Origin of the sequence: Brevibacterium pigmentatum (genome assembly GCF_011617465.1) — a bacterium.
GTDB lineage: Bacteria > Actinomycetota > Actinomycetes > Actinomycetales > Brevibacteriaceae > Brevibacterium > Brevibacterium pigmentatum.
Genome location: NZ_CP050153.1, coordinates 2,714,277 through 2,726,570, shown reverse-complemented (window position 1 = coordinate 2,726,570; position 12,294 = coordinate 2,714,277). Strand labels below are relative to the sequence as shown.

The 12,294-nt window shown below is 60.8% G+C and carries 14 protein-coding genes; 12 read left to right on the top strand and 2 right to left on the bottom strand.

All coding sequences use genetic code 11. From position 1 onward, the window contains the following. The 7 genes from GUY30_RS12315 (at window position 1) to GUY30_RS12285 (ending at window position 3,523) form a co-directional block, all read left to right on the top strand. Window positions 1-342, top strand: a complete 342-nt coding sequence (locus tag GUY30_RS12315) for a DUF2190 family protein (RefSeq protein ID WP_143924201.1) — start codon at window positions 1-3, stop codon at window positions 340-342. 26 nt (window positions 343-368) lie between these two features. Continuing rightward, window positions 369-1,460 carry a phage major capsid protein gene (locus GUY30_RS12310; RefSeq protein WP_167197952.1) on the top strand — a complete coding sequence of 364 codons (1,092 nt, stop codon included), beginning with the start codon at window positions 369-371 and terminating at the stop codon, window positions 1,458-1,460. 78 nt (window positions 1,461-1,538) lie between these two features. Continuing rightward, a complete protein-coding gene (locus tag GUY30_RS12305; protein WP_167197950.1) occupies window positions 1,539-1,904 on the top strand; it encodes a hypothetical protein in 366 nt (121 codons plus the stop codon). After that, entirely contained in the window at window positions 1,901-2,341 is a 441-nt protein-coding gene (locus tag GUY30_RS12300; protein WP_167197948.1) for a DUF6093 family protein, read from the top strand. The genes GUY30_RS12305 and GUY30_RS12300 overlap by 4 nt, the downstream gene beginning before the upstream one ends. Further along, a complete protein-coding gene (locus GUY30_RS18215; RefSeq protein WP_167197946.1) occupies window positions 2,341-2,751 on the top strand; it encodes an HNH endonuclease signature motif containing protein in 411 nt (136 codons plus the stop codon). The genes GUY30_RS12300 and GUY30_RS18215 overlap by 1 nt, the downstream gene beginning before the upstream one ends. Further along, on the top strand, window positions 2,748-3,116 hold the full coding sequence (locus tag GUY30_RS12290; protein WP_228281313.1) for an HK97-gp10 family putative phage morphogenesis protein: 369 nt from the start codon (window positions 2,748-2,750) through the stop codon (window positions 3,114-3,116). Before GUY30_RS18215 ends, GUY30_RS12290 begins: the two co-directional genes overlap by 4 nt. Continuing rightward, entirely contained in the window at window positions 3,113-3,523 is a 411-nt protein-coding gene (locus GUY30_RS12285) for a hypothetical protein (RefSeq protein ID WP_167197942.1), read from the top strand. Before GUY30_RS12290 ends, GUY30_RS12285 begins: the two co-directional genes overlap by 4 nt. Window positions 3,524-3,573: 50 nt before the next feature. Here GUY30_RS12285 and GUY30_RS12280 read toward each other — a convergent pair whose 3' ends face one another. After that, entirely contained in the window at window positions 3,574-3,756 is a 183-nt protein-coding gene (locus tag GUY30_RS12280) for a hypothetical protein (RefSeq protein ID WP_167197939.1), read from the bottom strand. Window positions 3,757-3,849: 93 nt separating this feature from the next. Here GUY30_RS12280 and GUY30_RS12275 point away from each other — a divergent pair, with 93 nt between their 5' ends. From GUY30_RS12275 to GUY30_RS12260, 4 genes are all read left to right on the top strand, one after another. Continuing rightward, window positions 3,850-4,065: a hypothetical protein gene (locus GUY30_RS12275; RefSeq protein ID WP_167197936.1), complete on the top strand. Its 216-nt coding sequence runs from the start codon at window positions 3,850-3,852 to the stop codon at window positions 4,063-4,065. Then, on the top strand, window positions 4,058-4,585 hold the full coding sequence (locus GUY30_RS12270) for a phage tail tube protein (RefSeq protein WP_167197933.1): 528 nt from the start codon (window positions 4,058-4,060) through the stop codon (window positions 4,583-4,585). Before GUY30_RS12275 ends, GUY30_RS12270 begins: the two co-directional genes overlap by 8 nt. A 129-nt stretch (window positions 4,586-4,714) precedes the next feature. Next, a complete protein-coding gene (locus GUY30_RS12265; RefSeq protein ID WP_167197930.1) occupies window positions 4,715-5,377 on the top strand; it encodes a deoxyribodipyrimidine photo-lyase in 663 nt (220 codons plus the stop codon). An 89-nt stretch (window positions 5,378-5,466) separates the two neighbouring features. Then, entirely contained in the window at window positions 5,467-5,688 is a 222-nt protein-coding gene (locus GUY30_RS12260) for a hypothetical protein (protein WP_167197925.1), read from the top strand. Here the strand turns inward: GUY30_RS12260 and GUY30_RS12255 are convergent, their stop codons facing one another. Further along, a complete protein-coding gene (locus GUY30_RS12255; RefSeq protein WP_167197922.1) occupies window positions 5,689-5,955 on the bottom strand; it encodes a hypothetical protein in 267 nt (88 codons plus the stop codon). It lies immediately after the preceding gene. Window positions 5,956-6,002: 47 nt separating this feature from the next. Between GUY30_RS12255 and GUY30_RS12250 the strand changes: the two genes are divergently transcribed. Continuing rightward, the gene (locus GUY30_RS12250) at window positions 6,003-12,179 is read left to right on the top strand and encodes a phage tail tape measure protein (protein WP_167197919.1); all 6,177 of its coding nucleotides are present in this window, start codon (window positions 6,003-6,005) and stop codon (window positions 12,177-12,179) included. Window positions 12,180-12,294: the final 115 nt, after the last annotated feature.

Genomic DNA, 12,294 nt, shown 5'->3' with positions numbered 1-12,294 from the left:
ATGGCGAAGAACCAGAAGTACCCCGAGAACAAGCACATCGCCCTCACCGCCGACAAGGCCTACAAGTCCGGTCAGGCTGTCGCGATCGGCGCCTACCGCGGTGTCGCCCTCATCGACGCCGAACAGGGCGACCGAGTCACCGTGTGGCTCGACGGTTCCTGGGAGATCGACGTCACCGGCGCCCTCACCGAAGGGCAGGTCGTCTACCTCGGCTCCAGCGGTCTCACCGCAACCGCGAACGACACCCCATGGGGTGTGTCGAACCAGGCCAAGGCCACCGGCACCGGCCCCGCCGAAGTCGCACCGTTCGGTGCCGTCCCGCCCGCCCCTGCTGGCGCCTGACCCCACCACACTCTTAGGAGATAACAATGGAACTTGATCTGCTGGCTGAGGCGGAATTCCGCACAGCCCCCAACATGAAGCAGAAGGTGCTCAGCGCCGCCAAGCTGTTCAACGAAGCCCAGAAGGGCACCAACCTGGCCCTCGCGCAGTTCCGTGAGGCCATGTCCACCAGCGACTTCCCGATCCTCCTGTCGAAGGGGTTCGAAGTCGAAGCCATCCAGGCTCAGAAGGATGCCGTCAAGGAGTACGAAGCGTTCGCGATCGAGAAGAAGGTTCCCGACTTCCGACCGAAGAAGCTGCGCGACCTGTTCGGCAACACCGAATTCGATCCCGTCGGCGAAGGCGAAGAGTACAAGGCCGACACCCTCGACGAACTCGAAGTCGAGTACAAGGTCGGCAAGTTCGGTCGCCGCTTCGGGTACACGTGGGAGCTCGCACTGTCCGGTGACTTCACCGACATGGCTGACTTCCCTCGCCGCCTCGGCAACGGTGCCACGGAGCGTTCCAACCGGAACGTGTTCGAAACCTTCGTGTCCGAGACCGGACCGCGTGCCGACTTCTTCGCCGCAGTGGACAACAAGCCCCTGTCGCCGGAGAACCTGCAGGCCGCCGTCGAGTCGTTCGCGCTGAAGGAAGACCATCGTGGCGACCTCGTCGACACCACCGGTCTCGTGCTTCTCGTGCCCCCGTCCATGCAGATCGAAGCGAACCGCATCATCAACGCGGACGTTCTCAAGCTGAAGGTCACCGAGGGCAACAAGGAAACGACCACGGAGATGCAGAACCCGTTCCGGGGTCTCGTCACTGTGCAGGTCGCGAAGTGGCTGGTCAAGATCGACAAGTCCGACAAGCGTGCCAAGACCTGGTACCTGCTGGCGAACAAGTCGAGCGACCACCCGGCAGTCATCCACTCGCAGCTCATCGGTCACGAGAACGTGGACATTCGCACCAAGCGCGACCAGGGCAACCGGGTCGGCGGTGGTGAGATCCCGTTCGAGGAAGGCTCCTACCTCGATGACACGATCGACTTCCGCGGTCGTTCCGTCGACGGTGCCGCGAAGGGCCTCGTGGACGCTGATGGTAAGGCGCTCGTCGCCTACGCATCGACCGGTTCCTGACCCCATCTGAGCACGGGCCCCGCCCCACTGTGACCACCATGCAGCGGGGCGGGGAACGGCACAACCAAGGGAGTTGTAATGGTTGATTACAACGATCCAGTGAGTCAGGTGCGGCTCATCATCGGCGACACCAATGCGGATGACCGCGACTTCGACAACGATCAGATCAAAGGTTTCCTCACCATTGCCCGTGACTCAGTGTTGCGGGCGGCTGCGGACGCCCTGGATGCGATCGCCACGGACGAAGCACTCCTGTCGAAGAAGATCACCACTCAGGACCGCTCATCGGACGGGCCGGCTGTCGCGGATGCGCTCCGCAAACACGCGGTAGCACTCCGGGCCCGGGCCAAGGAAGAGGAAGACGCTGAGGACGATGAACCGTTCTTCGTGGCCTTCAACCTCGACGGCGGATCCGCGCAAGAGGGTGAGGAGGTGCGGTTATGACTCGCATCGCCCGCGGCCGCCTCAAGGTCATCCCTCCGGGGTGGTCTGAGCATCACCGTCCCACTGCGTACGGGTTCCTCACCGGCGAATGCACCGCGTACACGCTCGGCGGTATTCCTGACTGGCCCGCACCACAGGAACCGGAAGTCATGCCTGTCTGGGAGTCCGCGCCGTGCTCGGTGCAGTTCCTCACCCAATCGTCCCGACCAGTCCTGGTCGCCGATGGTCTCGAAGTGATTGCCACCCACCGAATCTCGGTACCGATCGCCGCGAAATGGCTCCACTACGGAACCACGATCAAAGTGCTCGACAACCCGGACGACCCGGACCTGAACGGGCGGGAATTCCAAGTGCTCGTGGCTGAATCAGGGACCACGAACTGGACACGCGACTACCTGTGCCAGGACGTCAACGGACAGGAAGTGAGGGCTGCTTGATGATTACCACCCCGAAATGGATCGTCAATGCAGAGACGGGCTGCTGGGAGTGGATCCTTTATTTGGATCGAAGCGGCTACGGTCGACTGACATTCGCAGGGAAGCGTGGGTACTACGCCCACCGCTGGTCATATGAACAGCATGTCGGGGAAATCCCCGATGACATGACGGTAGATCATCTCTGTTTCAACCCGGCCTGCGTCAACCCTGGCCACTTGCGCCTCTTATCCTTGCCCGATAACTCGGCCAACCAGCGGAGTGCGATCAAGACTCACTGCAAGAACGGGCACGAGTATACGCCGGAGAACACCTACATTCGGCCTGCGAGAAAACACGGCGGTCAGCGAGATTGTCGCACTTGCATTCGTGAGCGCGTTGCTAGATACGCAAGCAGAAAGGCCGCAGCGTGACCGGCAAAGCGTTCGACGCAAGCGAACTCCGATCGCTTGGCCACGACCTCACCAAGGCGGGGATGAACGCCCAGCGTGGTGCTCGGGAAGTAGTCGCGAAGACCGCAGCCGATATCACCGCGGACGCGAAGAAATTCGCCCCTGTCGACACCGGAAACCTCCGCAGCTCCATCGGACACGACCTGTTCGACACGAGCGGGGAGACCGGTGCCGAAATCGGACCCACCACGAGCTACGCAGGGTTCGTCGAATGGGGCACGAGCCGGATGGCCCCGCAGCCTTACCTTGGCCCGGCGTTCGACCGCCGGATACCTGGGTTTGAGAAAGCTCTCGGCAACATGCTCGACGGTACATGGAAGGGGTGAGTGCCCTGGACATCATCACCATCACCACGTGGACGCTCGACCGACTCAAAACTGTCGGCGTGGGCGTGTATGACGGAATGGTTCCCGAATCCGTGCCCACCAGTGCAGGCGGCATCATCAAGCCCTATCTGGCCGTGTGGACGCAACCCCTCCGGGAGCACTACGAGCAGCCCCTCGACTACTCCGCACAGGAGTCCGCTGGGGCGCTCACCGTCACCGTCGCTGGCGCGACAGTCGGCACGGTCCGCAACCTCGCCCAACAGGTCATCCGCACACTTAATCGGATACCGGCGCCCGGCGGGGGAGAGTACCGGCATGCCGAACCACACATACCCATCCAGCACGACGGTCAAGTGAGTCCCGTCAGGTACTACCTGCCGTTGTCGTTTTCGTTCCAGCAACCATGAGTAGCGGACTCCGGCCAGGCGGATAGCAATTATCTGGCCGGAGTTTGTGACTACTTCAGCAGGCTTCTCGCTTTTGCCAGCGTTATGTCGAAGCCGTTCTTCTTCATGTGCTTTTGCAGGTCACTGGCCGACTGCGAGCCTGATCGGTTGAATCCCTCGACAGCGGTTTTGAACTGCTTCTCAACTTCCTTGCTGAGCTTGTCCATCCCATCGTCATTCCACTCGATTTTCATTTCACCTCCCAACTACTCCTGTTGAGGGGATTCTATCCGTAGGCCTCGGGAAACCGGGGCCTTTGTCATGTCCGCACACAAGAGGAGGCCCACGTGGCTCACATCTATGACGAAGACCAGTTCGTCACCGCCTACGACACCCGAACCGGGAAGAAGGTGGGCCGGGTTCCCCGTGCGCACCTGACCATCTTCCCGCACCTGGCTGTCACACCCCAGGCGAAGGCCGACCGGCCCAAGCCCGTCGAGAAGCCCAAACTTCCCGACTTCATCTCATCCGAGAACACTGAAAGGAAGGCTGAAGATGCCTAAGTCCCTCGCCGACGGCCACACCAAGGTCGCTCTTCTGTCCACCAAGCCCGCCGATCCGAAGGCTCCTACCCTCGCCGAGCTCAACGCCGGCATCGATGCGTCGTGCCGCATCAGCTCGTCCGACTACAACGTGGCGTTCGCTGCGTCCGAGACGGTCGACGAGAAGGAACTGTGCGTCGAAGGCGCAGCGGTCGCCTTCGGGCCATCGAACGCAACCATCGAGTTCACCCCGTTCCGGTACTTCACCGACATGGGCCAGCCCGAACCGACCGAAGAGGCCGAAGTCGGAGACGCCGTTTTCCAGGCCACCAAGGTCAAGGGAACCCGCCTCTGGATCTACCAGCGCGAGACCTCGAAGAAGTCCACTGACCCGTGGGCAGCTGAAGATGAGTGCGAGGGCTTCGAGTTCCTCACAGACAACCCGCAGCAGGTCGACCGCACCGGCTACATCAAGAAGCGAATCGTTGGCGCCTACCAGGATGCGTGGCCCAACTGTGAGGTCGCTGCAACCACGCCCTGATCCATCCTGACGCACAGATTGCACCGCATTGCCGGTGCATTTTTTGTGCCCGAAATACCCCCGTGGGCAGGTTCCTCCATGGCCTGCCCACGGGCCCACCGCCCCTCATGGAGACCCCACAACTTTCACATGGAGGAAGAAATGACAACTCAGTTTGATCCCGATGCATTCATCGCTGGCATCCGCACGGCCCAGACCAAAGTGACCATCTTCCAGCGAGCCGATCTCGCCGGCGAATTGCAGGCGGTCGAGGCAGACCTGGCACTGTTCACCGATGACGGTGAAGAGCAGGATCTCACGGCCGGAGCAGAGAAGGCGGAGCTGCTTGAGAAGCAGGCCGAACTGCAGGCCGAACTCGAGAATTCGGCGGTCGAGTTCATCGTCCGCGCCATAGACCCCGAAGAGGTCGAAGAGCTGGCGAAAGCGGCCCGGAAGGCGTGTGCAGAGAAGGCAGACCAGGCAGCCAAGGAGGCCGCTGGATATGCCCGAGAAGAGTGCCGTCGTGCCGAGATCGGCGACAAGAACGACATTCGCGAAGCGGTCCGGCGCGCCGCCTCAAATGCGTCCAGCGCGATCATCCAAGACGAGACGGGGCATTACGTGCTCTCTGCCGCGATCGTGAACGAAGACGGTGCGCAGGTGTTCACCCCAGATCAGATGCGGAAAGTGTCGAACAAGATCGGCGAACCGCAGGTAAAGAACCTGCGCGACGCGTTCTACGATCTGACTTCCACCGATCCGGGTTCGTTCGTCCCAAAATCGCTGAAGCCTGGGCCGAGGGCCGAGGACTAAGCAGTCTCACGGAGACGCGCACGGCACGGGCATGGGGGGAGCCCGTGTCTGTGCTGCGCGGAGCCCGGAAGCCCGGGAAGAAGTGGACCATGAGGGACCGCGCATTCGCCCTTGCTCTCACCCTCTATGAGGCGGATCTCTGCAATGGATGCGGGCAACCGATGTCCCTGTCGTCTGGCGAGCACCCGCACGATTACGACATCCGCGACACGAGATGCATGGCGTGCGCCGAACTCGAAGAGTTCCAGCAGTCAGAGAAGTCGAAGAACCTTGAGCCGGGCACAAAGACCTATGTCGTCGTGGATGAGTGACTAACGCTTGATAGCGGCGACGATTCGCACAACGAGTGACGCGAACAGCACTAGAAAGCCACCGAATAGGCCGAAGAGCATCCCGTAGGTGGCGAACAGCATCGCACCCTCTCCGCCCATTCCTGACTGCACTGCGCCGACCTGGACGACGTAGGCGACGACACCCACAGCCATGGCGACCACACCAATGAGCAGAAGAATTGCGGATGCCTTCTTGAGCTTCCGATATGTCGCGTCGCTGCTTTTGCCTGCAATAGCGGTCGTCATTTTCTTATCCCCTCTGTAGTACCAGAAGTATATAGGAGGCCACTGTCATGGCAGAAGTTCGTAATGTGTCAGCCCTCCTTTCGGTGAAGGTCAATCAATTCAAGGCCGACATGGCGGCTGCGGGCAAAGCGGCAGTAGATGCCGCAAACAAGACCGAGACCGCCTGGGATAAGTCTCAAACTGGCGCAGGCAAGGCCATACAGAAGATCGGCCAGTACCGAAGCGAGATTAGTGAGATCGGCGGCGCGATGGCCACCTTCGGTGGCATTGTCGTTGGCGCAATGGGCCTCGCCACGAAGGCGGCCATGTCCTGGCAGTCGGCTTGGACTGGCGTGCTCAAGACGGTCGATGGATCTCCGAAACAGTTGGCTGAGGTTGAGGCAGGTCTGCGAGGACTCGCCCGAGAACTCCCCGCTACTCACGAAGAAATCGCGGCTGTTGCGGAAGCTGCCGGTCAGCTCGGCATCGAGACCGGCAATGTCGTGTCGTTCACCAAGACCATGATCGACATGGGCGAGTCGACGAATCTTTCCGCCGAAGAAGCCGCAACCTCACTGGCCCGGTTCTCGAACATCATGGGAACCAATCAGAAGGACATTGGCCGCCTTGGTGCCGCGATCGTCGGTCTCGGCAACAACTTCGCTACCACCGAGTCCGAGATCATGGAAATGGCGATGAGGATCGCCGGCGCAGGCAAGCAGGCGAACATGTCCGAGGGCGACGTTCTCGGTCTCGCCGCCGCTCTGTCTTCGGTGGGCATTGACGCTGAAGCTGGTGGCACGGCCATCTCCATGGTCATGAAGAAGATGGGGAACTCCGTCTCCGAGGGCGGCGACGCTATGGCCGGGTTCGCCGAGGTCGCAGGCATGTCCTCTAAGGAGTTCTCTGCGGCATGGAAGGACGACGCCGCGGGCGCACTGTCCACCTTCATTGCTGGTCTGGGTGACGCTCAGGCGGCTGGTCAGAACGTCAATGGCGCCCTCAAGGACCTCGGCATCACCGGCATTCGTGAGTCTGATGCACTGCTGCGCCTATCGAACGCTTCTGATGTCCTCAAGGATGCACTGGCATCCGGCAACGAAGAGTACGCCAACGGCATCGCTCTCATGATCGAGGCGAACAAACGGTACGACACAGCCGAGTCGAAGATCCGTATGGCCGGAAACTCGATCAAGGATTCCGCCATCACCATCGGTGGCACCTTTCTGCCTGTTGTTGCTGAAGGATCCAAGGCTGTCGCTGAATTTGCTGAGTGGATTGGCAAGCTCCCGAAACCGGTGCTCGAAGTGGGCGCCGGCCTCGGCGCTATCGGCGGCGCGGCATCACTCGCCGTGGGAGGCTTCCTGCTGCTCGCGCCACGGGTGTTCGACATCATCGAAGGATTCAACACCCTGCGCACACAGTTCCCCGACCTGACCACGAAGATGGGGAAGTTCGGAAAATCTGCCGGCATTGCCGCAGGCGTCATTGCCGCTGTCGCTACGGCGGCTGTGGCGGCGTCCGAGGCACTGAAGGCGACCGAGCGCACCACGTCTTCGTCGAACTTCATGGAAGCGATCGTCATGTCGGGCGGCAACGCTGAGGAGATCCTCAAGGGCGTCAACCGCGAAATGGAAGACGTTTCAAAGGTCGGCGAGAAGACCGGCAAGACGTTCACTGCCGTTGACGACCTGACTGGCGCGTTCAACCGGCTTTACAACTCGACTTTCTCTGACAAGATCAACACCGCTCTCGGATGGATTCCTGGCGTCGAGTCGGGTGCGGACAAGGCGGAAGCAGCGTTCAGGGAACTGGACACCGCCGTCACCGATCTTGCATCCGGAGGGTCACTCGAAGCGGCTCAGGCTGGATTCAAAGCAGTCATGTATGACGGTCGCGCTGCTGGCGTCTCGCTCCAAGAGACTTTCTCCGAGTTCCCGGAATACAGGAAGCAACTTGAGACCATTGCGGAATCGTCCGGCTTCCTCACTAACTCCATGTCCGAGCAGGAGAAGGAAGCCGTCCTTCTGAAGATTGCCTACGGTGAAATCACCCCGGCGATGATCGAGGCCGGAGCCGCGGCCAACGGCAACGAAGAAGACCTCAAAGCACTGGGCGTGAGCGCTCAGACGACCGAGGAGAAGATCGCCTCGCTCGCCGATGAGATCCGCGGGTTCGGGTCAGAAACGCTTGATGCACGAGCGGCCACGCGTGCCGTCGAGGCCGGCTGGGATGACCTCAACGAGGCAATCAAGTCGGGGAAGACCTCTCTCGATGACACCACCGAGTCCGGTCGCAAGAACAACGAGATGCTGGATGCCCAGATTCGCAACATCAACGACTCCACGGCATCAAACATCGAAGAGGGCCAGTCGGTCGAAGAGGTCACGAAGAAGCACAAGAAGCAACGCGACGAAATGGTGCGTGTTGCCACCGCATTCTTCGGTTCGGAGAAGAAGGCCAAGGCGTACGTTGACCAGCTTCTTAAGACCCCGGACGAGATCGAAACCGATGTCAAGGTCAACACGGGCGACGCCACTGCGAAGCTGAAGAAGACGAAGCAGTGGATGGACTCGATCAAAGACAAGACCGTTTGGGTCCGGGTCAATGAGGTTCATATCCGCAAAGAGGGCGACGAGACCGTTTACTCGTCTGACCCCAAGAACAAGTCGGTCCAGAAGTTCAAGTACTTCGGCGGCATCGATCTGATGCCGATGGCCGCAGGTGGAGTCCATAACAACATCGCCGAGATGGTCAAGCCCAACACCTGGCGCATCGTCGGTGACCGCATGGACGTCGACGAGGCGTTCATCCCACTCGACGGTTCCCGGCGGTCGTGGAAGATCATGATGGAAGCGATCTCCCGCATGCCCGGCGCCATGCCAATGGCGAAGGGTGGTATTGCCTCGGCTGAAAAGTCGGTCGATGCGGCACAGGATCGCCTCCGTGCAGCCCGTCGGGAAAAGCAGGACGCGAAGTCGAAGAAGGCGAAAGCCCAGGCTGATCGCCGCATCCGCATTGCCGAGGATGAACTCGAATCTGCGAAGAAATCTCTCAAGGCGGCCAAGGAGAAGCAGAAGGCCGACGAGAAGGCCGCAAAGATCGCAGCCGACCGCGCCAAGGAGGAGCGTGAACGCAAGGCCCGTGTGAACGACCTCCGCACGGATCTGCGTGTGGATCTTCGCCGCGGCAACATTCGCGACCAGGTGACCGGTGGACTGTCTGGCGGCTACTCGGCCGTCGACCGCCTGTACGACTTGGGTTCGAATCAGGACTTGTCTCGTGGTTCGCGGTCACGTGCGAATTCGTCGGCTCGGAAGTTCGAAGCGAACCTCCGCAGCCTGTACGCGCAGGCTGAGCGGATCGACAACCGGCTGAAGAAGGCGCAGGACAAGGCGACCGAGCTGAAGGGCATCAAGGACTCGGTCGCGTCTGGCCTGTTGAACGACCGTGACCTCGACGTGTCCACTTCGGTGGTTTCGACTGGCGACGGGAACTTCAAACAGGTGTCGTCTCTGTCGTCGATGACTGGGAAGACCGCTCGTCTGAAGGAGCTTGTCGGGAAGCTGGGCAAGCTTGCGAAGATGGGCATCCCTGGTGCTCTCCTGCAGGAGGTTGCGTCGCAGGGTATCGAGGGCGGCAATAGTGCCGCGGATGCTCTGCTGAACGCTCCTTTGGGGGAGCGGAACCAGTTGGTGTCGTCGTGGGCTGAGTTCGACAAGTACGCGAACCAGGCTGGCCAGTTCGTCACGGAGGGCTTCTACAAGGGTGGAGTCAATGCCGCTGACGGTGTGGTGAAGGGTCTGCAGGGCAAGCAGAAGAACGTTGAAGCCGCGATCGCGAATCTTGCGAAGGCGATGGAGTCGACGTTCAAGCAGGTTCTGGGTATCCATTCGCCGTCGCGTGTGACTGGTGAGATTGGTGAGTTCACTGCTGAGGGGCTCGTGCAGGGCATGCTTGGCGGTGTTTCGGATGTTCAGTCCGCGGCCGCCATGCTGGGTGCTGCTGCCGTCCCGTCTGTGGGTGCCATGTCCATGGATGTGGGTGTGACTCCTGTTGTTGCTGACGATGAAGGTGCGGCGGGTCTTGCAATGCAGGACATGTCTGCGACCACGTTGGATGCGATGGAGCAGATGAACCTGTCCGTGTCTGAGGGGTTCGCTGGAATGCTGGCGAACATTCAGACTGCGCAGGCGGGGATGCTCCTGTCCACGCAGGAAAACCAGTTGGGCATGCTCACGAACACGCAGACGCAGAACGCAGCGATGCTGTTGGACACGCAGACTCAGCAGGAAGCTATGCGGGCCACCGTTGCGGCCAAGCAGGCTGGGCAACTGTCGGTGTCGACTGAGCAGCAGGAACTCATGCGGCTCATGCTCATCGACAAGCAGTCGCAGATGAAAACCAGGTCCGAGACTGATTTCGAAGCGTTGAAGAACACGACCGGTTCGAAGTTTTCGACCATGCGCACCAACACTGACACCACCATGTCGGGACTGCACGGCGACTACTCGACGCGTCTCGCGAACCTGAAGTCGTTGAACAAGACCGGGTTCGAGTCGTTGCTGTCCACGTCGAACAAGAACATGGAAGCCATCCGTGAGGGCATTGACGGTGAGATGGCGGCGGCGAAACCCGAACTGGGTGGCCGGCTGAATGCTCTCATCGGTGTCCTGTCCTCGTTCACTGCCAGTGTGAATAAGGCGTTCGGGGATGTGGGCGTGAAGCTCTCCGCCCCGGCCGCATTGAAGTTCGCTTCTGGTGGTGTCATGCCCGGGTATACGCCCGGTCGGGACGTTCACCAGTTCTACTCGCCGACTGCAGGGAATCTGCATTTGTCGGGTGGGGAAGCAATCATGCGCCCCGAGTGGACTCGCGCCATGGGCGGCGAGGCTGGGGTGAAGGCTCAAAACGATGCTGCACGTCAGGGTCGTTTGGATGACCTTCTGCATGCTCAGTCGCAGGCGTTCGCTACTGGTGGCGTGTTCGGTCGCGTTCCGGGCGTGAATGCGTTCGCGGATGCTGGTGTGTGGCGGAACCTTTGGGCGATCACGAGGGACCAGTTCCCGAATGCTCGCCTCACGTCCGCTTACCGTGGTGGTTCCCGCACAGTGTCGGGCAACGCTTCGTACCACTCCAGGGGTATGGCGATCGACGTGTCCCCGTCGATGGACATTTTCAACTTCTGGCGCAATAAGTACGGTGCGAACCTTGCCGAACTGATCTATTCGCCCGCGAACGGGAAGCAGATCAAGAACGGTTCGAACCACTACTACACCGGTGCCGTCCGCGGCATGCACTTCAACCACGTCCACATCGCCGCACGGCAAGCCCTGTCGGACGCTATGGCCGGCGGTCTGCCGGGCATGGGTGGGGAAATGTCGCACCCGTTCTTGGACCGTGCTGGCGTGACTGCCGGTTCCGACTTGCAGGCTTCCTACGCCAAGGCGGCCGAGAAGCTGACCCAGCAGATCTACGCCAAGCACGCCAAGCAACTCCCGGATGGGATTGCTGGGCAACTCGGCAAGGGCATCATGTCCCAGGTTTCCGAGGGACTGGTCGGTAAGGCGAAGGAGTACGGCAAAACCACTGCCATCTCCGGAACCACTGCCGGCGACCCCGCAGTGAAGGCTGCTGTCCGCAAGATCGCGGAGCAGATGGGTTGGGGCAAGTACTGGGGCGACATTGACTGGTTGGTGAACAAGGAGTCCTCGTGGAATCCGAACGCAGCCAACCCGTCATCGTCGGCCCGAGGCCTGTTCCAGAAGATGACTTCTCTGCATGGCCCGGTTGAGGACACGGTGGAGGGTCAGGCCCGGTGGGGTCTGAACTACATCAAATCCACATACGGGAACCCAGCTGCGGCTCGTGCTCATCACCAGCGTTCCAACTGGTATGAGGGCGGCACGGAACGCGCCAAGCGCGGTCTGGCTGTCGTCGGTGAGGAAGGCCCTGAACTCGTGAACTTCCAGGGCGGCGAACAGGTCATGTCGACCGCGGATTCGATGAAGTTCATGGCCGCGAACCGCACTTACATTCCGAACACTGCACCTGCATTCGATGCGGCAACTTTGTCGTCGTCGATTGCGTCTGCGGTGAAGGGGATGCAGGTGACTCCGGAGCAGATCGCGACCGCGTTTGATGGTGTGCCGCTGCAGCTCGTGATGCGGGACGGCACTCAGATGGATGCGTATATGAAGAAGCAGATAGGCCAGGTTGCTGTTGGTGCTGGGAGGGCTCACTGATGCCGATTGTTGTTGATCCGGGGTTTGCTTGGCCGCCGGAGGTGGACCCTGTGGTGTCACCAGATGGTCGGATCACGGCGATAATCGACCCTGCCCATGCTGGGGTGCTGTTGCG

What these genes read in the sequence shown, in the direction of transcription:
- GUY30_RS12315 (WP_143924201.1), top strand. Translation starts at nt 1, where the DNA reads ATGGCGAAGAACCAGAAGTACCCCGAGAACAAGCACATCGCCCTCACC.
- GUY30_RS12310 (WP_167197952.1), top strand. Translation starts at nt 369, where the DNA reads ATGGAACTTGATCTGCTGGCTGAGGCGGAATTCCGCACAGCCCCCAAC.
- GUY30_RS12305 (WP_167197950.1), top strand. Translation starts at nt 1,539, where the DNA reads ATGGTTGATTACAACGATCCAGTGAGTCAGGTGCGGCTCATCATCGGC.
- GUY30_RS12300 (WP_167197948.1), top strand. Translation starts at nt 1,901, where the DNA reads ATGACTCGCATCGCCCGCGGCCGCCTCAAGGTCATCCCTCCGGGGTGG.
- GUY30_RS18215 (WP_167197946.1), top strand. Translation starts at nt 2,341, where the DNA reads ATGATTACCACCCCGAAATGGATCGTCAATGCAGAGACGGGCTGCTGG.
- GUY30_RS12280 (WP_167197939.1), bottom strand. Translation starts at nt 3,756, where the DNA reads ATGAAAATCGAGTGGAATGACGATGGGATGGACAAGCTCAGCAAGGAA.
- GUY30_RS12270 (WP_167197933.1), top strand. Translation starts at nt 4,058, where the DNA reads ATGCCTAAGTCCCTCGCCGACGGCCACACCAAGGTCGCTCTTCTGTCC.
- GUY30_RS12265 (WP_167197930.1), top strand. Translation starts at nt 4,715, where the DNA reads ATGGAGGAAGAAATGACAACTCAGTTTGATCCCGATGCATTCATCGCT.
- GUY30_RS12260 (WP_167197925.1), top strand. Translation starts at nt 5,467, where the DNA reads ATGAGGGACCGCGCATTCGCCCTTGCTCTCACCCTCTATGAGGCGGAT.
- GUY30_RS12255 (WP_167197922.1), bottom strand. Translation starts at nt 5,955, where the DNA reads ATGACGACCGCTATTGCAGGCAAAAGCAGCGACGCGACATATCGGAAG.
- GUY30_RS12250 (WP_167197919.1), top strand. Translation starts at nt 6,003, where the DNA reads ATGGCAGAAGTTCGTAATGTGTCAGCCCTCCTTTCGGTGAAGGTCAAT.